Source organism: Actinorectispora metalli, from assembly GCF_056323685.1.
Genome location: NZ_JBREYE010000002.1, coordinates 1,458,070 through 1,481,606, shown reverse-complemented (window position 1 = coordinate 1,481,606; position 23,537 = coordinate 1,458,070). Strand labels below are relative to the sequence as shown.

Annotated in this window: 23 protein-coding genes; 9 read left to right on the top strand and 14 right to left on the bottom strand. The window is 66.8% G+C overall.

From position 1 onward, the window contains the following. The first annotated feature begins 85 nt into the window (after positions 1-85). From ACU6XJ_RS27225 to ACU6XJ_RS27215, 3 genes are all read left to right on the top strand, one after another. Positions 86-301, top strand: a complete 216-nt coding sequence (locus ACU6XJ_RS27225) for a hypothetical protein (protein WP_476317715.1) — start codon at positions 86-88, stop codon at positions 299-301. Further along, positions 298-1,554 carry a DUF418 domain-containing protein gene (locus ACU6XJ_RS27220; RefSeq protein WP_476317713.1) on the top strand — a complete coding sequence of 419 codons (1,257 nt, stop codon included), beginning with the start codon at positions 298-300 and terminating at the stop codon, positions 1,552-1,554. Before ACU6XJ_RS27225 ends, ACU6XJ_RS27220 begins: the two co-directional genes overlap by 4 nt. Positions 1,555-1,666: 112 nt before the next feature. After that, positions 1,667-2,542: a hypothetical protein gene (locus ACU6XJ_RS27215; protein WP_476317710.1), complete on the top strand. Its 876-nt coding sequence runs from the start codon at positions 1,667-1,669 to the stop codon at positions 2,540-2,542. Between the two features lie 58 nt (positions 2,543-2,600). Here ACU6XJ_RS27215 and ACU6XJ_RS27210 read toward each other — a convergent pair whose 3' ends face one another. Then, on the bottom strand, positions 2,601-3,077 hold the full coding sequence (locus tag ACU6XJ_RS27210) for a nitroreductase family deazaflavin-dependent oxidoreductase (protein ID WP_476317707.1): 477 nt from the start codon (positions 3,075-3,077) through the stop codon (positions 2,601-2,603). Positions 3,078-3,109: 32 nt separating this feature from the next. On the opposite strand from ACU6XJ_RS27210, the gene ACU6XJ_RS27205 reads away from it, so the two are divergent. Beyond that, on the top strand, positions 3,110-3,505 hold the full coding sequence (locus ACU6XJ_RS27205) for an ASCH domain-containing protein (RefSeq protein ID WP_476317704.1): 396 nt from the start codon (positions 3,110-3,112) through the stop codon (positions 3,503-3,505). Positions 3,506-3,797: 292 nt separating this feature from the next. On the opposite strand, the gene ACU6XJ_RS27200 is transcribed toward ACU6XJ_RS27205, so the two are convergent. Continuing rightward, positions 3,798-4,823 carry a helix-turn-helix domain-containing protein gene (locus tag ACU6XJ_RS27200; protein ID WP_476317701.1) on the bottom strand — a complete coding sequence of 342 codons (1,026 nt, stop codon included), beginning with the start codon at positions 4,821-4,823 and terminating at the stop codon, positions 3,798-3,800. Positions 4,824-4,937: 114 nt separating this feature from the next. Between ACU6XJ_RS27200 and ACU6XJ_RS27195 the strand changes: the two genes are divergently transcribed. After that, entirely contained in the window at positions 4,938-5,426 is a 489-nt protein-coding gene (locus ACU6XJ_RS27195; protein WP_476317698.1) for an N-acetyltransferase family protein, read from the top strand. A 92-nt stretch (positions 5,427-5,518) separates the two neighbouring features. Further along, complete coding sequence (locus tag ACU6XJ_RS27190; RefSeq protein ID WP_476317695.1) at positions 5,519-5,899, top strand: VOC family protein; 381 nt, start codon at positions 5,519-5,521, stop codon at positions 5,897-5,899. Positions 5,900-5,920: 21 nt separating this feature from the next. On the opposite strand, the gene ACU6XJ_RS27185 is transcribed toward ACU6XJ_RS27190, so the two are convergent. Both ACU6XJ_RS27185 and ACU6XJ_RS27180 read right to left on the bottom strand, forming a co-directional pair. After that, positions 5,921-7,291, bottom strand: a complete 1,371-nt coding sequence (locus tag ACU6XJ_RS27185) for a hypothetical protein (RefSeq protein WP_476317692.1) — start codon at positions 7,289-7,291, stop codon at positions 5,921-5,923. A 129-nt stretch (positions 7,292-7,420) separates the two neighbouring features. After that, positions 7,421-8,236, bottom strand: a complete 816-nt coding sequence (locus ACU6XJ_RS27180) for a trypsin-like serine peptidase (RefSeq protein WP_476317689.1) — start codon at positions 8,234-8,236, stop codon at positions 7,421-7,423. Between the two features lie 145 nt (positions 8,237-8,381). Here ACU6XJ_RS27180 and ACU6XJ_RS27175 point away from each other — a divergent pair, with 145 nt between their 5' ends. The 3 genes from ACU6XJ_RS27175 to ACU6XJ_RS27165 all read left to right on the top strand — a co-directional run bounded on the left by ACU6XJ_RS27175 (position 8,382) and on the right by ACU6XJ_RS27165 (position 11,644). After that, complete coding sequence (locus ACU6XJ_RS27175; protein WP_476317686.1) at positions 8,382-9,788, top strand: helix-turn-helix domain-containing protein; 1,407 nt, start codon at positions 8,382-8,384, stop codon at positions 9,786-9,788. A gap of 73 nt (positions 9,789-9,861) precedes the next feature. Beyond that, positions 9,862-10,521, top strand: coding sequence for a helix-turn-helix transcriptional regulator (locus tag ACU6XJ_RS27170; RefSeq protein ID WP_476317683.1), 660 nt, complete (start codon positions 9,862-9,864; stop codon positions 10,519-10,521). 22 nt (positions 10,522-10,543) lie between these two features. Next, the gene (locus tag ACU6XJ_RS27165) at positions 10,544-11,644 is read left to right on the top strand and encodes an ABC transporter substrate-binding protein (protein ID WP_476317680.1); all 1,101 of its coding nucleotides are present in this window, start codon (positions 10,544-10,546) and stop codon (positions 11,642-11,644) included. A 13-nt stretch (positions 11,645-11,657) separates the two neighbouring features. Here ACU6XJ_RS27165 and ACU6XJ_RS27160 read toward each other — a convergent pair whose 3' ends face one another. The 10 genes from ACU6XJ_RS27160 to ACU6XJ_RS27115 all read right to left on the bottom strand — a co-directional run bounded on the left by ACU6XJ_RS27160 (position 11,658) and on the right by ACU6XJ_RS27115 (position 23,273). Further along, positions 11,658-12,197, bottom strand: coding sequence for an EF-hand domain-containing protein (locus ACU6XJ_RS27160; RefSeq protein ID WP_476317677.1), 540 nt, complete (start codon positions 12,195-12,197; stop codon positions 11,658-11,660). 108 nt (positions 12,198-12,305) lie between these two features. After that, on the bottom strand, positions 12,306-12,839 hold the full coding sequence (locus tag ACU6XJ_RS27155) for an EF-hand domain-containing protein (protein ID WP_476317675.1): 534 nt from the start codon (positions 12,837-12,839) through the stop codon (positions 12,306-12,308). Positions 12,840-12,955: 116 nt separating this feature from the next. After that, positions 12,956-13,495 carry an EF-hand domain-containing protein gene (locus ACU6XJ_RS27150; RefSeq protein ID WP_476317673.1) on the bottom strand — a complete coding sequence of 180 codons (540 nt, stop codon included), beginning with the start codon at positions 13,493-13,495 and terminating at the stop codon, positions 12,956-12,958. Positions 13,496-13,503: 8 nt separating this feature from the next. Next, positions 13,504-14,016, bottom strand: coding sequence for a hypothetical protein (locus tag ACU6XJ_RS27145; RefSeq protein WP_476317670.1), 513 nt, complete (start codon positions 14,014-14,016; stop codon positions 13,504-13,506). A gap of 10 nt (positions 14,017-14,026) precedes the next feature. Beyond that, the gene (locus tag ACU6XJ_RS27140; RefSeq protein ID WP_476317668.1) at positions 14,027-14,791 is read right to left on the bottom strand and encodes a bestrophin-like domain; all 765 of its coding nucleotides are present in this window, start codon (positions 14,789-14,791) and stop codon (positions 14,027-14,029) included. A gap of 12 nt (positions 14,792-14,803) precedes the next feature. Beyond that, complete coding sequence (locus ACU6XJ_RS27135; protein WP_476317665.1) at positions 14,804-15,877, bottom strand: family 2 encapsulin nanocompartment cargo protein polyprenyl transferase; 1,074 nt, start codon at positions 15,875-15,877, stop codon at positions 14,804-14,806. 10 nt (positions 15,878-15,887) lie between these two features. After that, on the bottom strand, positions 15,888-17,294 hold the full coding sequence (locus ACU6XJ_RS27130) for a family 2B encapsulin nanocompartment shell protein (protein ID WP_476318659.1): 1,407 nt from the start codon (positions 17,292-17,294) through the stop codon (positions 15,888-15,890). A gap of 38 nt (positions 17,295-17,332) precedes the next feature. Then, on the bottom strand, positions 17,333-19,525 hold the full coding sequence (locus ACU6XJ_RS27125; protein WP_476317662.1) for a terpene synthase family protein: 2,193 nt from the start codon (positions 19,523-19,525) through the stop codon (positions 17,333-17,335). A 9-nt stretch (positions 19,526-19,534) separates the two neighbouring features. Further along, positions 19,535-20,962, bottom strand: a complete 1,428-nt coding sequence (locus ACU6XJ_RS27120; protein ID WP_476317659.1) for a family 2B encapsulin nanocompartment shell protein — start codon at positions 20,960-20,962, stop codon at positions 19,535-19,537. Positions 20,963-21,533: 571 nt separating this feature from the next. Continuing rightward, on the bottom strand, positions 21,534-23,273 hold the full coding sequence (locus ACU6XJ_RS27115; RefSeq protein WP_476317656.1) for a M14 family zinc carboxypeptidase: 1,740 nt from the start codon (positions 23,271-23,273) through the stop codon (positions 21,534-21,536). Positions 23,274-23,537: the final 264 nt, after the last annotated feature.

The window sequence follows — 23,537 nt, the reverse complement described above, 5'->3', positions numbered from 1 at the left end:
GCCTCCCCGCCGCGCAGCCCTTGGTGGCCTCGTCGCAGCCCGAAGACCGATGACCACGGACGACCGGGATTCCTAGCGTTTGGGCATGCGCACTCTCATCCAGATTCTCGGCGTGACCGTGATCCTCCAGGGGATCGGCGGCGTGATCAACAGTCTCGGCGTCGACCTGTGGGGCAAGCTGTTCCTGATCGACCGAATCCCGTTCCTGGACGGGTATGAGATCTTCGCGAGCGCGGGCTTGGCGGTGCTGGGCTTCGTGGTGCTCGCCGTGTCCGACCGCGTCCCGGAGAACAAGGCATGATGACGACCCTCGCCCGCGGCGCGGTTCGTTCCAGCGAACGTTCCCTGGCACCGGACCTGGCGCGCGGCGTCATGCTCCTGCTGATCGTGTTGTCCAACACCGCCTTCCACCTCTACGCCCAGCGGCACGGCGCATCCGGCTGGCATCCGGTGGAGGGCGGCATCGCCGACCGGATCACCCAGTTCCTGATGATCCTGGTGCTGGACATGCGGACGTATCCGCTGTTCGCGTTCCTGTTCGGCTACGGGATGATGCAGTTGTTCCGCCGCCAGACCAGCGCGGGCACCAGCGAGAAGAAGGCCGTCGGCCTGCTGCGCCGCCGCAGCCTGTGGCTGATCGTGTTCGGGTTCGCGCACGCCGCGCTGCTGATGGCGGGGGACATCCTCAGCGCCTACGGCGTCGCGAGCCTGATCATCGGCTGGCTGTTCATCCGCCGCAAGGACAAGACAGTGCTGGTCTGGGCGCTGATCTTCCTCGCCGCGACCGTGGTTTTGGCGCTGCCCGCGATCCGGGCGGTGGTCACCGGTGACCTGGCCGCGCTGGGCACGGCGACCACCGAGCCGTCCACCGTGTACTACGCCGCAGGCGAGACCGATCCGCTGACCGCGTCGGTCACCAGGATGACCACCTGGCTGTTCGTGGCGTTCGTTGGCGGGGTGCTTGGCTTGCCCAACTTCGCCGTCATGCTGCTGGGCTTCTGGGCGGCCCGGCGTCGGGTGCTGGAGGCACCGGGCAGCCATCTGCCGCTGCTGCGCTGGACCGCGCTGATCGGCATCCCGATCGGCTGGCTGGGCTCGCTGCCCGCCGCGCTGGCCCACGTGGGGCTGATCGCCGTGCCACCGCAGGCCGTGTCCGAGGCAGGCGCGCTGCGTGAACTCCAGGACCTCACCGGTGTCGCGTCGGGACTCGGCTACGTCGCGGTGTTCGGGCTGGTGGCGCACTGGCTCGGCACCCGCAGGAGCCTTCCCGTCACGGCGGTGGCCGCGGTGGGCAAGCGGTCGCTGTCCTGCTACCTGACCCACTCGCTGCTCTTCTCCCCGGTGCTTGCCGCCTGGGGGTTGGGGCTCGGCGCTCACCTGAGCAGCGCCACGATGGCGTTATTCGCGTTGGGGGTCTGGCTGCTGACCGTAATCGCGGCGTATGGATTGGAACGGCGTGATCTTCGCGGTCCCGCCGAGTGGCTGCTGCGAAAACTCCTGTACCGGCACGTGGGGCGCACACACGCCACGACGAAAGCCGCGGCAGACGTGTGATCCACCTTGATGCGGGCAACCTCACCTATTAGAAGTCCGTCATACAGGTGAACGCTTACGTGGCGTCCCGCGTTAGATGCCTGTGTGACCTGGGGACGAAGGTGGTGAAGACATGACGGTCGCGGACAACCGTGACGAACTGGTACCTCTGCGAACCGACTTCGATCAGGAATGGCGCGGGTACGACCGAGAACAGGTGCAGCAGTATGTCGCGGCCATGGAGGCCGAGCTCAGATTGCTGACCGCGGACCGGGACTCCGCGGTGTCCCGTGCCGAGGGTATTACCCGCCAGGTCGAGAGTCTTCGCTCCGAGAACGCCCGCCTCAAGAAACACCTGGACCAGGTCTGCCGCCGCCCGATCGACACCTCGGCGTTGCCCGACCGGCTGCGTCGTATGGTCGAGCTTGCCGAGGACGAGGCTTCCGAGATCACCGAACGCGCCCGCATCGCCGCGGACCAGTGCTGGCGGGCCGCCCAGCAGGGTGCGGCGAGACTGCGGGAGCGGCACGAGCGGCTGCTGACCGAGTTCGACACCCGCCGCCGCGAGATGGAGGCCGAGCAGCGCGACATGATGCGGCAGTCGCGGGTTCAGGTGGAGCAGATGACGCGGCAGGCCGCCCAGCGCCGCCGAGAGCTGGACGAGCAGGCGGACAACCAGCGCGCCCAGATCGAAAGCGACTTCGAGATGGCGATGCGTCAGCGCCGCGAGGAAGCCAACCGCTCCATCGCCGAACAGGAGACCGCCGCCAAGGCCAAGGCGGACCAGCTGATCGCCGACGCCGAGGAACACGCCGAACGCATCATGGCGAAGGCCAAGGCCGAGATCGCCGAACTGAACACGGTCCGCGACCAGGTCTCCACCCAACTCCGCACATTGCAGCTACTGGTCGACCAGGCAGGCCCGCTGCTGGACGAACCCAAGGTGCCTGAGCAGCCCGCCACCGTGGACAGAGTCCCGGACCGGGTGCACGAGGAAGTCTTGGTCTAAGCCCGCGAAAGTCCCGACGGGCCGGCCCGCCGACCTCGGCGCGGTCGGTCCGTCTCGGCTAACGGGACTGGAACTCCAGCCGGACGAAGGGGATGTGTTCGCCGACCGCGGCGAAATCCGCGGGGGTCCCGTCGACTTCGAACCCGAGGTACCGGCTCAGGCGCCGGGCGAGCTTGGGCTGGGCGGCGCCGTAGCGCACCATCAGCCGCGCGCCCTCCTCCATCGGAACACGCTCGGCGACCGCGCGAAGTTTGCGGTGGCCGATCTGTACGGTGACGTCCGGGTTGGCGCGGACGTTGCGGAACCAGTCGGAGCGGGTCCCGAAGCCGGAAGGCACCGTGCAGCTGTGCTCGGTGTGCTCGACCGTCTCCAGTACCACCTGCCGGGGCCGGCCTGTTCGCCTGCCGACATGGGTGAGGTGGACGAAGCGGCTGCCCAGCAGGCCGCCCAAGCCGCAGCGGTAGAGCAGGATCGGTGCGCGCAGCAGCAGACGGCGCAGGCCGCGTGGTGGCTCAGGCTGGGAAATCTCTTTCATGGGCACCCCGCCGCCACAGTAGCCTCGCCGTCATGTGGCCGCGTGTCGATGGACTCCGCACCGTGGAACTGGGTTCCCCGGGTGCGCAGCGTGATGAGCTCAACGGCCTGGTCCTCGCGGGGAAGAAGCGGGCCACGGCGGGCCTGCTCGGTTTCGACTACGAACGCGAGGGCGAGGAGGTCGAGCACGTCGGCGAGCGGCTTGTGCTGCTGGACAACGACGGCGCACCGCTGGCGCGCATCGAGGTGACCAGGGTCGAGATCGTGCCGTTCGAGAAGGTCGCCTGGGAGTTCGCACAAACCGAGGGCGAGGGCTTTCGCTCGATCGAGCACTGGCGGGAGGCCCACATCGGATTCTGGGCGGGCGAGGGTCACCAGGTGCGGATGGACGAACCCACTGTGTGCCTGTACTTCCGACTCCTCGGCTGACACGAACCGTGCCGCCTCGGTGGCTGTGGGTTATGCCGAACGCTGCCCTGCGCGCGGATTGTCTTGCACCCCTACGGTGACACCTGTAAACATCGGAATGTCACGACCAATGGGTTCGTGGGTATTGTTGATTGTCGCGTTGGGGGAATCATGCAGCAGCTGATCGCTATTTTTGTGTGCGCACAGGGTCCTGGTGGCGGCGACGGCGACGGCGCTGGCTGGGATTAATGTGAGGTGAAATCGGCATATCGCCGCAGACCCACGAAATAAACTGTTTGCGGCGATTGCCGATTTACGGAGATTCGCAACGGTTGTCCAGCCAGCCCCGCTCACAGGCACGCACGCCCGCCTCGAAGCGGCTGCGTGCGCCGAGCCGGGTGGTCAGGTCGGACATCATCCGCCGGACCGTGCGCAGCGACACCCCGAGCCGCTTGCCCGCGGCGTCATCGGTGATCCCGCAGGCCAGCAGGTTCAGCAACTCGCGTTCCTGCTCGGTCACGCTGTCCGGATCGGTGCGCGTCACCACCGGTTCCAAGGGCTGAGCGGAGTTCCAGACCTGCTGGAACAGCGCGGTCATCGCGGCGATGAAGCCGGGTCCCCACAGCTGGACGGCGCCGCGGCGGGTGTTCTCGGGGTCGATGGGAATGAGCACCGTCTCGCGGTCGAACAACACCATGCGCAGCGGCAGGGTGGGCGCGGTGCGGACCTCGCCGCCCATAGTGGCGAGCCACTGCGCGTAGTGCCGGGTGGCGGGATCATTGCGAATGCTGTCCAGGTAAATCGTGCGAACCGCGACACCGCGGGACAGAAGGGACGCGTCCAGCGGTTTGCTGGCGCGGAGACTGGCCTCGGAATGCGCACCACCCGGCATCAGGGAAAGGCACTCGGTTCGCGCATTTTCAGCCAATTGCTCGAGCCGCTGCTGAATGGCGTCGATGCCTTCCAGGTTCTCGGCTTGATGACGCGTTCCATCGGCGGAGAGCTCGGCGTATTCGGCGGTCAGCTCGCCAATGGCGAGTTGCGCTTCGGCGAACTCGTGCTGCTTTCGGAGCAGTTCGGCCTGCTGTCTTCGCAGCAACAGGCGCAGTCCGATTTCCGGACTGACCGGCCTGAGCTCGCCGGGCCGGTCGATGGAGTCCCGCACCAGGTTCAACCCGGCCAGCGTGCGCAGCGAGGTGCGGACCCGCTGTTCGGGGACGGCCAGCTGGGCTGCGATGTCGGCCGCCGTGCCGGAGCGCCGGCTGATCATCAGCCGGTACACAGCCTCGGCGTGCTCGTCCAAACCGAGCGCCCGCAGCAGCTTTTCGTGATTCCCCATGATCCGATTCAGGCCGCGTGTCGTTTGTGGGCGTTATGGTACCCGTGTCGATCTTTTTTCGACGCCCTCGAAATCGGTTGGCCTGCGCCATCCGGGTGATGCGAAGCTGGCGACATGCTGATTCGAGAAGCCGAGCCGGGGGACTGGCCCCAGATCTGGCCGTTCTTGCGTGAGATCGTGGCCGCAGGCGACACATTCACGTGGGACCGCGATGTCAGCGAGGACCGCGCCCGCTCGATGTGGATGCACTCCCTCCCCGGCCGCACGTTCGTGGCGGTCGACGAGGCGGGCACCGTGCTCGGCACGGCGGAGATGCATCCCAACCAGTCCGGCCCGGGTTCACACGTGGCCAACGCCGGTTTCATGGTCAGCCCGGAACACACGGGCAAGGGCATCGCCCGCGCGCTGTGTGAACAGGTCATCGAGCAGGCCCGCGCCGACGGTTTCCGCGCCATACAGTTCAACGCGGTGGTCGAGACGAACACCCGCGCGGTGGCACTCTGGCGCTCGCTGGGCTTCGAGATCCTGACGACCATCCCCGAAGCCTTCCACCACCCGGTCAAGGGATATGTCGGTCTGCATGTGATGTATCAACGCCTGTAGCAGGCGCTCTGCATGGGAAATCGTTCGACCGCGCTCGCCTCGCCCCGATATGGTCGCGACATTGTTCTCACTGCTGAGAGTAGGTTTCGTCAATGGCATGCCGGATCGGTGAGCTCGTGCTCAAGTGCCACGACCCCGAGGTGCTGGCCCGGTTCTGGTGCGAGGTCCTGGACTTCGTAGAGCTAGGTCGCGAAGCGGAGATCTGGATCGAGATAGGTCCGCGCGAAGGGTTCGGCGGCCCGCAGCCGACGATCTTCATCATCCGCGACGACGAGCCGACGAACGGGCACACCCGGCTGCACATCGACGTCAACCCCACCGACCGCGATCAGAACGCCGAGCTTGAGCGCCTCCTGGCCGCAGGGGCGAAACTCGTCGACATCGGTCAGCCCGCGGAGGCGGACTGGCACGTCCTCGCCGATCCGGAAGGCAACGAGTTCTGCCTGCTCAAGCAACGCATCGCCCCACTCTGATGGTCGCCCCCGATTCACCGCTTAGGCGCTTGAGGTGCCGGTATTGCGGCTCGCCGGGGCGGGACCGCGCAGTTGGTCGATGAGGTGGACGATCTCCTGGCATTCGTCGTTCGGCAGGGGCTTGGCCGCGTCGCGGAGGCGGTTCAAGCGCCGCAGCGCACGGAAGGAGCGGAGTCGACCGCAGTCGGCGATGGTCTGAGTTGCCAGGCGATGGCCTTGGATAATCTCACCGGTTTGCAGCATCAGCGAAGCGATGTGGATGTTGGTGAAGGTCCGCAAGCGGGTCTTCTTCTCGGGTAGCTGGCGGAAGGCCTGCTGATCCAGACTGAGCGCTCGATCGAGCTTCCCATCGGGAAGATGGCAGTGCATCGATGATTCGGCGAACAGCAGATCGGACTCATCGAAGAAGTTGGCCCAGGTGGTCGTGGTGGACTTCGCAGGCAGTTGGCGCCTGCTGTCATCCAGTGATTTGCGGGCGAGGACCTTATGCCCGATCTGGGCATAGGCGATCGTCAACGAGGTGCCGAGCATCGCGTGCAGAGCACGATCGCCGCAGGATTCGGCAGGCAGCGAAGCGAGCTGGAAGACGCGAATGGCGTCTCCGGTGTGCTTGTGGTCGAGCTCAAAGCGGCCGACGGTGAACAGGACGAAGCTGATCAGCCCGTTGTCGTGCAACTCCCGGGCGAACTGCAAGGCGAGCCGGTAGTGGTGGTAGGCGGCGCCGTCCCGGCCGATGTCCGCCGCTATGTAGCCTGCGACCTGGTGGGCGTTGACCAGTGCATACAGCAGGCGCCTGCGCGTCCCCTCATCGCATTGCGCGGACAACAGCCCCTGGGCTGTTCGAACATGGCCCTGAGCCGCACCGAAGACGCCTCCACCACCATGCAGGAAATCCTGGGCGCGGAGCGCCGAAGTCGTCGATTCGATATGCCGCACATCGGCAGCCCCGATTCGTGTGGGGCCTTCGTTGAGGGAGGTAGTGCGCTCACCCCAGTCGAAGTCGAACTCCCGCCCAAGTGCGGCCGCCACCGCTCCGTTGAATAGCTGCCGCCGGTTCACGTCCGCATCCTCCGGAGAGAACACGGCGTGTTGCCGAGGATCGAGACTTGGTCGGTAGGCGAGGCCAACGAGGTCGTAGGGGATTCGAAGCCGGGTCGCAATGCGTTCGAATACCGCGTAGTTGACGATCTGGCGGTTGGCCTTGATGATCTCGCTGATCTCCGACTGCGCCTGGCCGGTGAGGTCCCCGATCCCGCGCTGTGAGAAGCCCTTCGACTTGAGATACCGGTATATCGCGGGGACATCGCGTGCAACGAGAGCGGGGTGCACCGATTCGTCTTCCCATATGTCCGCGGAAAGTTCGATGCGTGGTGGGTTGTCGGGGTTGTCCATGTCATTCGTATCGACCGTCTGTCACGTAGGGAACAGGCCCGCGCACTGACGGTAGACGGGTTTGCGCCGAACGGCACTGCACCCTTCGGGTATAGCGAAGTTGTTGCGTGCCGTTCGGCGCTTGAGTGCTCAGATTCTAGAGTTGGCGTCGTAGAGCTGTTTTGCTGCGGAGCCGAAAACCACGCCTATCGCAGTGGCGCCGGAGCCTGCGGAATGGTTGGCCCACAGGTAGCCGAGGCCCAGGGGAGTGGTAGAGCCGGTGATGTAGCCGCCGCCGCTGGAGCCGCCTTCGGTGTCGCAGGGGGTTCGGGTGCTGCTGCCGCTGCTGGATGTGGGCTGGTTGCAATACGTCATGTCGCGACCGGTCCAGATCCTTGCGGCGGGGTAGCCCCAGATGGTGGTTCGGCCGTTGATCGGGCCGGTGAACCTGATGCCGTTGGCGCCGACCACGTCTTCCAGGAGCTTGCCGTCCAGGGGCGACATGACCGCCACGGCGTGGTCGTTCGAGCTGGTTGCCACCTTGCGGGCGGCCCAGCGGCCGTAGGGGGCGTCGTTGTTGCCCGCGGAGTTGAAGGCGGGCACGAACATCACGTTCCTGGTGCCTGCCAGGCAGTGCCCGGCCGACCACACCAGGCTCTTGTTCGGAGCGGTCACCACGCTGGCCGAGCACCAGCTGTTGGCGCCGTTGCTCTTGGTGTAGAACACCTTGCCGTGCACTCGCACGCCGGGTTCGGTGTAGGGCCTCGGGACGCGGCTCAGTTCGGCCCTCGATTCGGCCGTCTCAACTGCGCCGAAGTGTGTTCCTTCCGGCATAGCGTGAGTCATGCGCTCGGTTGTCCAGTAGGCAAGGGTGTCGACGGAGGAATCTTCGGTGGCGACCGCAGGGGTGGTCGCTGTAGTTGCGGCGAGCATGAGGATGCCCGCGAGCAGGGGTGACACTCGCATGTCGGTACCTCCTGGCTGCGTGCGGCAGGGAGCGCCGCAGCTGGGGCACAAAAACTAAGTAGCCAAAAACATGAAAAAGCTCCACTCGGCGGTAAACCGCCACGGCTCAGTTCCTACGATGCTGAGCGGGAGGGCGGCAAAAGCGATGTCAGAGAACGATGTCTCCTCCCGTTGCCGAGCGACGGGATTCGGTGAACGGCTCCGCTACTGGCGGGAGTCCGCCGGGATGAGCCAGCGGCAGCTTGGCCGCAAGCTCGGGTACGACCACACCTCGATCAGCAAGATCGAGTCCGGCGACCGCTGGCCGCCGCGTGACCTGGTGTCCAAGGCTGACCAGGTGCTGTGCGCGGGCGGCGACCTCGCCGCGCTGTGGCCGCAGGTCGTGGAGGCCCGCAGCCGCCGAGGCGACGAGCCATCGGCCATCCAGCAAGCCGAGGTCGGCGCCCCGACCAGCACCCTGCACGGCTTCGGCGAGCGCATCCCGATCCTGGACCTGCCCGTGCCCGCCGGTCTGCGGCTGCCCGCCTACGGGGTGACCTGCCCGGTGCACGGCCTCGCGGGCTGTCGCGCCACGCTCTCCGCCGATGTGCTGCTGCCGTCCTTCGCCGCGGGCGGCGCGGCCGTGGCCGACGAGCACCTTGTGCACGCTTTCGCCGCGCTGCTCGCGGGACTGATCAAGAACCACCTCGAGGCGGGCGCCGCCAACCTGGTGGTCTCCGTGGAGTGGTGCCTCCAAGTGATCACCCAGTGCATCAACGCCTCCAGCGACTCCATCGCCACCGCCCTTAGCTCGCTCGCCGCTCAGTACGCCCTGCTGGCGGGCTGGATGCGGGTCGAACGCGGCCAGTACGGGCTGGGCACCCTGTGGTTCGGCCGCGGGGTCGACTGGGGCCGCGCCTCCGGCAATGTCGTCGCGACCTGCGAATGCCTGGCGCGCATGAGCCTGGTGGCGCGTCTCGAAGGCGACGGCCCCTGCGCCATCGGCTACGCGGAGGCCATCCGTGGCGCGGGCCTCGGCGAATCGTGGGCGCAGGTGCTCGCCGAGACCTACCTGGTCCGGGCCCACGCCATCGACGGCAACCGGGACGCGGTGAACCTCCACATCCGCCGCGTGCGGGAGTTCCACGAGCGCTGCGCTCCCGATCCGGTCGCCGCGCCCTGGCTGTGCGGCGCCGAGGGTTACGCCTACACCGAGTCCGCCATCGCCGCGGGTCTGCGGGACATCGCCGTCCGCACCGGGGACCGCGGCATCGCGAGCCGGGCGCTGCGCTCGGCGGAGGCCGCGGTGGTCAACGTGCCGAGCCGGATGCGGCCGAGTCAGGTGTTGCTGGGGTTGCGGCTGGCCGACTCCTACGCCTGTCTCGGCGAACTCGACGCCGCCGTCAACGCCGCCGGGCTGGTCGTCGCGGACGCGATCACCATGCGGACCACGTTGATCAGCGAGGAGCTGCGTGGCCTGCACGGACGGCTGGTCGGACGGTGGGGCGGGGTGCCCAGGGTGCGCGAGTTCGCGGAGCAATTCCCGGTCCGCGGCCGTGTTGACATCATTTGACACTCCACATCGGCAACGCCCGGAACGCTTTAGCGTGACTGGCGTGTTACCGCCTAGTCGGAGAGAGCCGGTCATGGATGAATTCGCCGCCGCGGTGCGGTTGCTGACCCGATCGGAGGTCAACGCCTACTGGGAGCTTGTGCACCGGGCGGCGCGGCGCGAGATCTGGTTGCTCGGCGCCGACCACGGCCCGCTCACCGGCTGCGGGGCGGGCGTCGCCCGCCGGACCATGATCGACCGCAGCGCCCTGGGCCGCAGCGACCGCACCGTCGAACTCCTGCGCCGCAGCCGCGGCGGCGAGGCCATCCGGGTGGTCTCCAACATTCCACTGGAAACGGTCATCGTGGACCGCCGCTGGGCGCTGCTGCCGGTGGCCGTCGGCGGAGAGGTCTCCGATGTGCTGCTCGTACGCGGCTCCACGCTGCTGACCACGCTCATCCTCGCCTACGAGTCCTGGTGGCAGGCCGCCGTCCCGCTGGTGGAACTGATCCACGACCGCTCGGCGGCGCCGGTGGACCTGCGGCTGGTCACCCTGCTCGCGGCGGGCCTGACCGACAAGTCCATCGCCCGCGAGATGGGCGTCGGCCTGCGCACCGTGCAACGCCAGGTGCAGCGGCTGCTCGGCAGGCTCCGCTCCCGTACCCGCTTCCAAGCAGGCCTGCAGGTGGGCCGCCTCGGATTGCTGGAGACCGGCACCCGCCAGCCCCACCCCGACCGGGCGCAAATCGGATAATTCCGATCGCTACTCTTTTCGGGTGTATCAGCGGCCATCAATCGGCGTAATCCTGGCTCACACCGGTCGGCTGCGCCCGCTCGGCGAGCCCGTCGAGTACGTCGCGCACCGCATCGCCGCCAGCTGCCCGCACGTTCGGATCACCGTGGTGGACAGCCGGTCCACCGCCGACGGCGCCCGCGAGGCGGTCCGTCACCTGGTCGCCGCGGATACGAGCGTGGCGGTCGCGCTGGGCGGTACCCGCGTGCTTCCGGCCCTGACGGCGGAATGCGAGCGCCTGGCGCTGCCCTGTGTGTCCACAGCCCTGCCCTGGCAGGTCTACCGGGCACCGAAACGCACCTACGACTGGACCTTCCACTTCTGCTGGGGCCTCGACGACATCGCCCGCACCTTCACCGATCTGTGGTCCCAGGTCGGCACCCGCGTCGGCCTGCTCTGGAACGACGGCCCCCAAGGCGCGGCCCTCCGCGACCCCGCCCAAGGCTTCCTCCCCGCCACCGAGGGCTACCACCTCACCGACCCCGGCGGCTACCCCGAGCCCGCAACCCGCTTCGACCACCACCTCGCCGCCTTCCGCGCGGCGAACATCGACATCGTCAGCAGCGCCGCCGAAACCACCGACCTGGCCCGCTTCCTCACCCAGTCGGCCTCCCACCGCCCCCGACTGGTCACCTGCTCCCGCTGGCTGGCCTACCCCTTCGGCATGGACCACCCCGCCCTGCGCGACGTCGCCACCGTCGTCGCCTGGACCCCCCACCACCAATACCAGTCCAGTGTGGACACCACGACCCCGGAGGCCCTGGCCACGGCCTACGAACGCGACACCAACCGCCCGTGGCTGCCCCCACTCGGCCTGGCCCACGCACTCCTGGAAGCCGCCATCCACGCGGTGGCCGATAATCCTGACCGCGAAACGGTGCGCAGGCGTCTCACCCAGACCCGCCTCGACACCATCGCAGGCCCCCTGGACTGGACCGCCTCCCACGCACCGGGAGTCGCCACCGTCCCGTTGGCCGCAGGCCAATGGCGCCACGACGACACCGGCCCATCGCTGGTCGTCATCGACAACCGTCGCGCCCCCGCCGCCCCGATCCAGGGCGATCTTCGCACTTGGGAGGCTTGAGCGCTAAGGACACTCAGCCCAGGAGTGACGTGCCGGGGGCGGTGGGGTCGGAGCTGATGAACAGTGCTCGGGAGCCTGCCTCGTATTCCTCGCGGGTGATGCGGCCGTCCTCGTCGGAGTCGAGTTGGTCGAAGGCCTGGCCTGCGATCTCCGGGCCACCGTCCCAGGCGTGATAGATCCGCTCGAACTGCTCGCGGTGCAGGAAGCCTGTGTGCTCGCGGTCGAGGGCGTCGAAGACGGCATCCGCCGAGGCGCTCAAGGTGTCGAGGAACTCCTGGGAGGAGAGCAGGCCGTGCTCCGCCGCGCGCATCAGCGCGGGCAGCGTGAGGATGCCGTCCCCGTCGGTGGTCGTGCTGCCACTCAGCACCCGCCACCGCTGGGCGAACGCCGCGTGCAGGGCGGTGCGGTGTGGGGACTCCGGATCGACGCCGATGCTGTCGCTGATGCGGTCGGCCAGGTCGTGGAAGTCCTCGGCGCGGATCACGCCGTCACCGTCCCGGTCGAAAAGTGCGAAGACCTTCGAGAGGTTGTCGGCCTGCAACTGGGTCGTCATGACGAAACTCCCTGGTGATCAACCCAGCGTGATGCCCGGGTGCGCGGTGCGCCTGAGTTGGATCAGGATGCCGAAGCAACCGGCTCAAGCGCACCGCTCATGGGGTGATCAGCCCAGCATCGAGGCGCCGGGAGCAGCCGCGTCGGATGACGTGAACAGCGTTCGGACGCCTGCCTGGTACTCCTGCAACGTGATCTGCCCGTCGCCGTCGGTGTCAAGCTGGTCGAACGCCTGACCTGCGATGTCTGCCGAGACACCGCCGCCCTGGAAGGCCTTGATCAGCTCATCCCTGCTGATGGACCCGTCGGAATTCAGGTCGAGTGCGCGGAATACCGCCTCCACCGAGGAATCCACCACGGCCAGGAATTCCGGTGAGGTGAGCGCTCCGCGCTCGGCCGCCGCGGCCAGTTCGGTGCGGCTGACCTTGCCGTCGTCGTTCTTGTCGGTGGCCATCGCGAAGAAGTCCCACCACTCGGTGAGAGAGTTGAGGATGTTCTCCCGGTGCAGAGTCTCGGTGGTCACGCTCTCGCCGACCTGTCGGCCCATGATGCGAAAGTCCTCGGCGGTGATGTTGCCATCGCCGTCCTTGTCGAATACCGCGAATACCTTGGTGAAGTTGTCGGCCTGCAACTGTGATGTCATGCGTGTGCCCCATTCTTCTCAATGACGGTGATCAGCCGAACATCGACGCGCCGGGTGTTCCCGGCGACGAAATGGTGGGTGCCGCGGGCAGCGGCACCCATACGTTCACCCGGTGCTCAACCGAACAGGTTGGAACCCGGTGCCGCTCGGTCGGAACTCGTCCATAGGGCATTGACGGCGGATTTGGCCTCCCAGCGGGAGATCTCCCCGTCGCCGTCGGTGTCGATCCGGTCGAAGCTTTCGTCGGCGACCTCCCGTGGAAGGTCGACACCGGTGTAGATCCGCGCCCACTCGTCCGCGGACAGTGATCCGCTGTCGTCTTTGTCCAGCGCGTCGAAGATCGCGTCCACCGCGTCGTTGGTGGCGTCGGTGAACGCCGCGGTCGACATCAGGCCTTGCCTCGCGGCGGTGATCAGCTCGTCTGGGCCGATCTCACCGTCCCGGTCGGCGTCCGCGGCGGCGGCGAACATCTCCCACCAGCGCTCGAAAACGCCGATGAACTTCGTCCTGCTCTTCGTGCCGTCCGCCGCGCCGATCGCGTTGCACACGTTCCGCGCGATGACGTAGAAGTCCTCCAACGAGATCCGCCCGTCGGAGTTGCGGTCGAACAACGCGAACACCCTGGTGAGGTTGTCCGTCTGGACCGGTGAGGTCACGTGCTCTCCTAGGGCGTCAGGGTGATGGTCCACTTGTAGCTGATCGGGTCGACGGGGGTGCCGGTGCCGGACTTGGCCGTCGTCGCCTCGCCGCGGGCGTTCTTGTAGTCGCCGGTGCCGCCAACGACCGCCATTGGTCCGTCCTTGAAGCCCTTGATGCCCTCGTAGGTGCGCAAGGACGACATGTGGATCTCGCCCTTGCCGATCCGCCCGCCCGCGTCGATGCGGAAGGTGGTGTGGCACTGCGCGATGATGTTGGGTATCTCGACCTTGGCCACCACACAGCCGGAGTATCCCTGGCCGAGCTTGGCGCCCTTCTCGTCCACCAGATCACCGCCGCCGACGAAGCTGACCCCCGGCGTCGGTGCCTCCGGCAGGCTCAGCACGGCGCGCTTGCCGACAACCACGATCGGTTCCTGCTGCGAGGTGGTGGGGGCCGCGCTTGCCGTCGCAATGGGCAGCACGGCGATCAGCGCGCAGGCACCCGCGAGCCGTCGCCAGCGGCGAGCATTGTTCGGCATCGGTATCTCCTTATTCCGGTGGTGTCTTGCCCATTTGCACCAAGGCGGTCTTGAACGCATCGGGTTGCACACTGATCTCGCCGCTATACGCGTGGTCCATGATGTAGGTGAAATACAGCGACGCGCTCACGAGAACGGCCAGTACTCCGATCATCAGCGCGTGCGGCAGGAATTTCGGCACCCCGAAGAACAGCGCGAAGCCGATCACCAGACAGCCGCCGAAGATCAGGCCCCACCAGAAGAAGTTCGGAATGGAGGGCTCGGCGTCGTTGAGCCGGTCTCTTCGGGCGCTGCTGATCGTGTTGACCCGCTCGATCATCGCGCTGTACAGGCCCTCCTGTCGGGACGTCTCCACGTCCATCGACACGATGGCCCGCCGCATCTCCTTCGAGACCGCCTCCACCCTGGGGCTGGCCTCGCCGTGCGCCAGCCTCGGCCACTCGTCCACGATCACCGCCGTGGCGTACTCCACCGAGATACGCTGGAACGCGGCCTTGTCCTTCTCGGAGAAATCGGTCGACGCGAAATACAGCCCAGGTATCGCATTGGCCTCGACATAGGTGTTGTCCTTGGCGGTCTGGAGGTCTTCCCATACGGCGACCACCACGAACGCCACCAGAATGGCGTAGAACGCGCCGACGGCGGCGAAGAAGTGTCCGCCGACGTCGTTGTACCGCTCCCGATGCTCGTAGTTGACCAGCCGGTGAATGAGAAACGCCGCCAGGATGCTGACGGCGGCGGTGCCGCCGATCGCCAAAAGGGCTTCCCAGAGCATGAGACGCCTCCATCAGTGATCGCGTCGAGCAGCCAACCTGGCCAAGGTTTCCAGCTCCGCCACGGTCTCCGCCGGATGAGCAGGGGTTGATTCGCTCGAAGGTGCGAGGGCCGCGGCGGCCCGAAGCTCGTCCAGACAGGTCGCGAACAGCTCATCGGCCCGCCGACGGGTCCACTCCCGACCGCCTGCCCGCTCCACCAGCTGAGCGATGTGCGCCAGTTCGGGACCGGTGAGCGGGCGGCTCCCTCGGTACAGCGAAGCCAGCGTGGACGCGACAGGCGTGTTCGCCGTCAGCGCGGCCACCACGGGGAGGGACTTCTTGCGACTGGTGAGGTCGGAGTACACCGACTTGCCGGTCACGGCGGGGTCGCCCCAGATGCCCAACAGGTCGTCGGCGTGCTGGAACGCCAAGCCCAGCGTGGAGCCGAAGGCCTTCAGGTGCCGGATCTGCTGTTCGCCCGCACCGCCGAACAGTCCGCCGAGCGCGCAGGCGCCGCCGAGCAGCGCCCCCGTCTTGGCCTGGGCCATCAGCGTGCATTCGTCGAGGGTGACGTCGTCGCGCTCCTCGAACGACAGGTCCTTGGCCTGCCCGTCGATCAGCGCGATCACCGCGGTCGACAGCATCCGCATGCCGTCCTGGGCCTCGGGTACGGCGCTGTCGGCCAGCACCTCGCAGGCCAGGTTCTGCAGCGCGTCACCCGCCAGGATCGCCGCACCGACGCCGTACACCGCCCATGCGGTGGGCCGGTGCCGCCGGGTGGTGTCCTTGTCCATCACGTCGTCGTGCAACAGCGAGAAGTTGTGCACGAGCTCCACCGCCACCGCGGCGGGCACCGCGACCTCGGGCTCCCGCCCCGCCAACCGGGCGCACAGGAGCACGAGTGCGGGCCGCAGTACCTTGCCGCCTTCGCCGCTGGTCGGCTCACCGTTGGCGTCCCACCAGCCGAAGTGGTAGCCGGTGATCTGCCGCATGGAGCCGGGCAGGGTGTCCACCGCCGCGCGCAGCGCGGGGTCCACCATGCGCCGGCTCCATGCCAGCAGTTCGGCTGCACCACGGCCGGTCGTGCTGACCGGAGTGGTCGTCATCGCCTGCTCCTCAGCGTCCGATTTCGACGTTCTCGAGTACGCCGAGGGCGTCGGGGACCATGATCGCGGCGGCGTGGTAGGCGCTGACCAGGTAGGACATGATGCCCTTGTCGTCGACACCCATGAACCTGGCGTTGACGCCCGGCTGGATCTCGTCCGGCAGGCCCGTCTGGTGCAGGCCGATGACGCCCTCGTCCTCCAGCCCGGTACGCATGGCAAGGACCGAGCTGGTGCCCTGGTCGCTGATCGGGATCTTGTTGCTGGGCAATATCGGGATGCCGCGCCAGGTGGTGACCTTGGTGCCCTCGATGTCCATCGCGTCCGGGTAGATGCCGCGCTTGCTGCACTCCCGTCCGAACGACGCGATGGTGCGCGGGTGGGCGAGGATGAACTTGGTCTTGCGGCGGCGGCTGACCAGCTCGTCCATATCGTCAGGGGTGACCGGGCCGGTGCGGGTGTGGATGCGCGACTTGAGGTCGCAGTTGTGCAGCAGGCCGAAGTTGGTGTTGTTGAGCAGCTCGTGCTCCCTGCGCTCCAGCAGCGCGTCGACGGTCAGCCGCAGCTGCTCCTCGACCTGGTTGAACGGGCCGTTGTACAGGTCGGCGACGCGGGTGTGGATGCGCAGCACGGTCTGCGCCACGCTCAGCTCGTACTCCCGGGGCGTGACCTCGTAGTCGACGAACGTGCCGCCGATGTCGGCTTCCTGCTCGTGCCCCGAGGTCAGCTCGATCTCGGCTTCGCCGTGCTTGTTGGACTTCTTCTTCGGCATGTTCACGTAGCGCTGGACATGTTCCTGGAGCGCCTCGGACTGGCTGCTCACCCGCTCGAAGTCCTGTTTGGACAGCGTCAGCACCTTCAGCGGGGTGACGGCCTTGTATGTGTGCTCCCACAGCGCCGAGTCGTCGTACAGCTCGCGGGTGCCGAAGTACTCGCCGTCGGCCATCGTGTCCACCACGACGGTGTCGCCGTACTGTCCGGTGCCCAGCTTGTTCACCTTGCCGTGTGCGATGAGGATCAGCGAGTCGGTCGGGCTGCCGAACTCCGCGATGACGTCACCGGGTTCGTACTCGCGCTGCTGGAAGCGGTCGGCGATGGCGCCGAGCACGTCCGGGTCGTCGAAACCGCGGAGAATGCCCAGCTCCTGGAGCTCCAGCGGGACGACGCGGATGTCATCGCCGACGTTGGTGAAGGTGATCAGCCCGTCGCCGAGGGTGTAGGTCGCCCGTTGGTTGACCCGGAAGGTGCCACCCTTCGTCTCCACCCACGGCAGCATGCGGACCAGCCACCGTGGCGTGATCTCCTGGTTCTGCGGAGCCGACTTGGTGGTGGAGGCGAGGTTGCGCGCGGCCCGCGTGGAAAGGCTCTGCCGCGGCCGGTCCTGCACGTTGATGTCTGGCTGCTCGGTGGTGGTCACAATGTCCGCCTATCTGTCGTGCGTGAAGTGCTGTCGTGCGTTCAGGCAGTAGCGGTCGCCGGTGCCCGGAAACGTCGTGCGAGCTCGGTGCCGATTCCGGTCGGACCGCGCAGCACCCGTGGTTCCACTGCCTGAACCTTGCTGCCGGTGTTGGCGTATCGGCCGGTGCGGCCCTTCCATTCGTCGTGGCCTGCCACCCAGGTGCGCAGCGCCTCGACGTAGCGGTCGAGGTGCTTGCGGGCCTTGGCGTTCAGCGAGAACTCCTCGTGCAGCACGGGTAGCTCGTTCTCCGCGATCTGCTGGAACTCGCGCAGCCGGGACGCGGTGAGGTCGTTGAGCACGTTCACCGCGTGGGCCAGGTCCGTGTCGAAGAAGTTCTGGACGACCAGTACGCCGTTGTTGATCTCACCCTCGAACTCGATCTCCCGGTTGTAGGAGACGATGTCGTTGCGCAGCGGGCCGATGTCCGACCACGCCTTGGTGAGTGCCTGCATGGTTCTGCTCTGGTGGATCTCCGGTGGTACCTCCTGTCCGAGGGTGAGTTGCGCGAGCATGAGCGAAAGGTCGCTCGCGGAGGTTCTGCGCCGCATCTCCACGTAGTCCACGGGGTCGGGGATCCGCCCCTGGACCAGGTTCGACAGCTCCCACAGGAAGCTCTCGATCCAGTTGGTCACCGCTGCGGTGATGGCGGAGCGCTGGTCCCCGTTGAGGTGCGGTGCGGTCCTGGTCCACAGGTCGGCGAGCCCGCGTTCCACCGGGTTGGTCGGCGCCGCGGGTTGCCCGTCCGCGGGCATGAAGGCCTGGAAGCTCGCCGCGAACGCTTTGGCACCCGCCATGTCCCGCGGCCGTTTGAACCGTTCGACGAAGAAGTCGTCGACGAACCAGCCGAACAGGTGCCAGTCGCTGACAAGCTCCAACGCCGGTGCGCTCAGGTCTGGGTGCGTGAGCGCGGCGAACAACGCGTAATCCGCGGCGTCGAACCCCGCCTCGTCCCAGATCCCCGAGCCCACGACCAGGCCCATTTCGGTCGCCCACCGCTTCGAGTGGTTGCGCGCCTGATCGACCCGGGGGTTCACCCTGGCCTGGAAGGGCATGTGGAAATCGGGCACGGCGTCCAGGTGCTCGACCGGGCGCGCGACGGGCTTTCCGCCGCGGCCGACGCCGACGATCGCCGCCGAGGCGCCGAACCCCACCGGACCGCCGAAGAACCGTCCTGGTCGGATGGTCTTGACGTCGCCCTTGTTCATGTAGCGGCCCGCGGTCAGGTGCCACTCGTGGCCGCCGGACTGCCAGTCCTGCAACCCCTGCACGTAACGCACGGTCTGCCGCTGCGCGGCGGGGTCCAACCCATGCTCGAGGAACATCGCGGGCATCTCGGTCAACGCGGTGTTCTCGAACTGGCGTAGGCGAGAGGTCAGCACGTCGTTGGTGAGGTCCGCCGCCGCCTGCTTGTCCAGGTCGAAGTAGCGCTCCATGACCAGGACGCCGTTGTTGATCTCCCCTTCTTGCTCGGTTTCCCGCTGGTAGGAGAACAGGTCGTTACGCAGGTGCACGCCGTCGGCGAAGGTGTCGCGCAGCACCCGCATCGGGCGGGTGCCCGCCACGGAGGCGGGCACCTCGGCCCCGATCGAGTACTCCACGAGGTTCGCCGACCACGGTGCGCCGCCGACCCTGCGGCGCATCTCGATGTACTCGATGGGGTTCGGCACCCGGCCGGAGTTGATGTTCGCAAGCTCCCACACGCAGTCGTGCAGCAGCTTCTCGGTGCTGTCGGTGTAGCGCCTGCGCCAGTCCATCGACATCGCCGGGATGGTCCTGGCCCACAGGTCGCCCAGTCCGCGCTCCACCGGGTTGACCGGCTCCGGTGTCTCCCCGCCGTCCATCGGCATGAACAGTCGGAGCCGGTCGAGGTGGTGCTTGGCGCCGGCCATATCGCCGGTCTTCTTGAAGGCCTCCAGGAAGTAGTCGTCGAAGATGAACACCCAGACGTACCAGTCGGTCACCGTGTTCAGTTCCTCCGGTGGCGCGTCCGGATGGGTGTACGCACACAGGAACCCGTAGTCGTCGGCGTCGAACTGCTCCTCGGTCCAGACGAGCTTGCCGTCGACCTCCGCGTCGAGGATGCCCATCTCGCGCGCCCACGTCTTCGTGTGCGCGCGAGCCGCTTCCATATGCGGATTCACCCGTGCCGCATACGGCATGTAGAAGTCGGGCAACTGATACGGCTGGGACATGAGAATTACTCAGCCGTCCTTGCCGAGTTCCACGTTCTCGAGGATCGCGAGAGCGTCCGGCACGAGAACCGCGGCGGAGTAGTAGGCGCTGACGAGATAGGAGATGATCGCCTTCTCGTTGATTCCCATGAATCGCACCGAGAGGCCGGGCTGGTATTCGTCGGGAATCCCGGTCTGGTGCAGACCGATGACGCCCTGTTGCGACTCGCCGGTCCGCATCAGGATGACCGAGCTGGTCCGGTGGTCGCTGATCGGGATCTTGCTGCACGGCAGCAGCGGCACACCGCGCCAGGACGGCACCTTGTGGCCGTTGAGGTCGATGCTGGTCGGGTAGATGCCGCGCTTGGTGCACTGCCTGCCGAAGGCCGCGATGGTCCTCGGGTGCGCCAGCAGCACGCTCGGGTCCTTCCAGACCTTCGCCAGCAACTCGTCGAAGTCGTCCGGAGTGGGAGCGCCGGAGTGGGAGTGGATGCGCTGCGACAGGTCCGCGTTGTGCAGCAGGCCGAATTCCTTGTTGTTGACCAGCTCGTGTTCCTGGCGTTCGCGCAGGGCCTCGATGGTCAGCCGCAGCTGCTGTTCGACCTGGTCCATCGGCTCGTTGTAGAGGTCGGCGATCCGGGTGGAGACCCGCAGCACCGTCTGCGCGACGCTGAGCTCGTACTCGCGCGGGGTGACCTCGTAGTCGACGAACGTGCCCGGCACCTCGTCTTCCTGCTCATGGCCCGCCGCCAGGTCGATCGCGGCCTCACCGTGCTCGTCCTGGGCGCGGCTCGGGCTCGCGGTGAACCGCTCGATGTGCTCCCGCAGCACATCCGACCGGTCGATCATCTCCTCAAACGCGCTCTGCTCGAGCACCAGCACGGTGCCAGGGGTGGCCGCCTTCGCGGTGAAGGTCCAGTGGTCCGACGATTCCAGGATCGCCCGATAGCTGAAATGATCACCGTCGGCGAGCACGTCGAGCACCGTTTGCCCGCCGTACTTGCCCTTGCCGATCCGCTCGATCTTGCCGTGTGCGATCAGGAAGATCTTGTCCGCGGGCGACCCCTCTTCCGCGATCACATCCCCAGGTTGGAACTCCTGCTGCTCGAACCGCTCCGCGAGTGCGTTGAGCACCTCGTCGTCATCGAAGTCACGCAGCATGGGCAGTTCGCACAGCTCGCGCGGAATGACCCTGATGTCGGCGCCGATGTTGGTGAAGGTGACCCTGCCATCACCCACGGCGTAGCTCAGCCTGCGGTTGACCCGGTAGGCACCCCCCTTGGCCTCCACCCAGGGGAGCACTTTCAACAGCCACCGGGAGGTGATGCCCTGCATCTGCGGAACGGACTTGGTCGTGGTCGCCAGATTCCGCGCCGCGGTGGTGCTCAAGCTCAGACGTGAGCGCTCACCGTTAGTGCTAAATTCGGCTGACGCCGATGCCGATTCGGTTACAGTCACAACCGTTCCCGCCAATCACTTTCTTGCGCGCCAATAGAGATGCGAAATGAGAACGCCCGGAATCCCGGTGCGTGCTGGACCCCTGCGCGGGGCACGCCCGGTTAATTGAGGCACACTGATCCAGAAATTCTGAATAGTGCCGGTTTGTTGCCGTGGAGGACTATGTACTGTCGCTGACAACTGCGAAGCTAGCACCGACCGTCGTTGCTGAGTAAGTCAACCGAATGGGTGGCCTTGAGTGCTCGGAAATCCCGAATGATGCGTAGGCAGAACACCTAATCGAGTGCATATTGTGGGACTTAAAGTAGCCGAGAAAACACCCGCTTCACTCAACAATACCAACAGAAGGGCGACGTATGCGCAGCGGCACCGGAAACGGGTGCACCGCGTACCGTTTCGTTAGGCCAACAGTGGCGGGCGGGCACCGTCACTCGGGGTGCCGCCCTGCGCCGTTCGCGAACACAGGGTAAGGGGCCGACAGGTCGCCCTGTCGGCCCCTTCTCTCGACGCCTGTCGGGGGGTTCCGGCGTCAAGCTTTCACTGGTTATTCTTTGCGGTATCGGGAAATTCGCTACGGGTGGTCAACGCCCAGCCGGTAGCCGCCGGTCCCGCTGTAGGCGTGCACCTGCCAGCGGTAGTAGCCCGCGGTTCCGTTGTAGGACACGGTTTCGTTGGCCGCGTTCGTGGTGCCCTCGGCGACCTTCGACCAAGCCGAGCCGTTCCACTTCTGGAGGTACAGGTCGAAGTCCGAACCGGACGGTCCGGTGAGGCAGCCGCGGTGGGTGCCCGACACCGTGCTCTGGTAGTAGCTCCCGTTCGGCTGGTAGGCCACGGCGCCGGAGTTCAGCGAACCGTCGTAGGCGGCCCGTGAGCAGGTTCCCGACGGCGGCGTGGTGGTCGTGGTCGGCGGGGTGGTGGTGCCGCCCGCGCCGCCGTAGGGGTTGGCCGCCTTCTTGGCCGCGTACATCAGCATCGGCTTGACCTTCGGCCAGTGCGTGCTGTTCTGGCAGGAGTACGAGGGCAGGAAGCCGCCGCAGCTACCGCTGCCCGAGCCGATCTCCCACACGAAGCTGGCCACGCCGAGGTCGTCGTAGACCCAGTCGTCGGTGGCACCGGAGGCGTTGTAGAGCACCTCGCCGGGCTGGCCGTACTGCCAGCCGCCCGCCAGGTTGGCCATGTCCCGCGCCATCGCGCGCAGCGGCGCGTCGTTGCCACTGTCCGTTGTGGAGTAACCCCACGGGAACAGCACCAGGTTCGAGTAGCTGTGCATGCTGACCACGACACCCTTGGTGTCGGCGGGCGCGGCTGCGTTGCCGGTGCCGCGCTTGTCCGGGTAGAGGTCACGCCACAGCTGCTGGAGCGCCCTGGTCTCCACTTCGGAGTTGGCCTGCGGCCCCTTGTACGTCTGGTCGCACACGTTGCTGGAGGTGCCCGACTCGCCCCAGTGCGAGTTGGTGTTGCGGTTGAGGTCGATGCCGTAGTGGCTGGAGCTGGTGCCAGAGCAGTTCGAACCGTTGCTGGTGTTGGCGTTCTTGCGGTGCAGCGCGGGGGAGGTGCCGTTCTGCTGGACGATGTTCACCCCGTCGGGGTTGGCGATCGGCACCACCCAGATCTCGGTGGAGTCCAGCAGCGCGGTCACCTCGCTGTCGCTGCCGTAGCCCGCGGTGAGATGGTCGATCCAGCGCCAGGCCATATCGCCGGTGGTGATCTCACGGGCGTGCAACTGGCCCATGACGAAGAACCGCGGCTTGGCCGAGTTCGGGTTCCGCGCGCAGTCGCCGGACTGCTTCTTCGTGATGCAGATGGCCTTCAGGTCGTAGCCGCCGTTGCCCTGGGACTTGCGCCAGGAGTCGCCGTAGTCCACGACCGTGGCCAGGCTCGAGTAGTTCGCGGCGACCTGGTCCAGGTGGGCGTACTGCGCGTTGATCGTGCGGTAGCCGCCGTAGTAGGTCTCGTTCACGTCCTCCGCGGTCAGCACCGAGGGCTGGGAGCGCTTGCCGGGCGGCGCCCACTTGGGAGCTTCCAGCACCTGGTCGACGGTGGCGGCGTAACCTGCCTCGCGCAGCTTGTTCCCGGTGTCGCTGTCGCCGAGCACGAACAGGTCGTTGCCCTGGCGCTGTTCCAGGACGTCGAAGCCGCGGCCGAGCAGCTTCTGGGCGGGTTCGCCGAGTGGCGCGGGCACCCGGTACACATAGGCGGGCCCCTTGGCGGGCGGGTTGGCCGCGGTGCTGGGCCACGTCGTGGCCAGCAACGCTCCCACTGTGATCGCTGTGGCGCCGAGCGCCAGCAGGGTACGGCGTCGTGATGACACGGTGGTTCTCCTCTTGAGCAGGGTGCTCCGAGGGTTGCTGGACCATTCTCTCGTCGGATACATCCCATTCGGGCATAGCACATTTCGATTCGGAAACGCCTCGAAACCCGCCTTACGCTGCGGATTTGTCTGCGCTGTTCACCCATTGGACGGTCTTATGACGCGGAGTACCAATCCGTTATCGACTCGTGCCCGGTGAACGACTTCGCCGCTCGGCTGCGTAGTACCGGGTAGTCGCGGCGAGGAGGTCTTGCGGAATGCGCG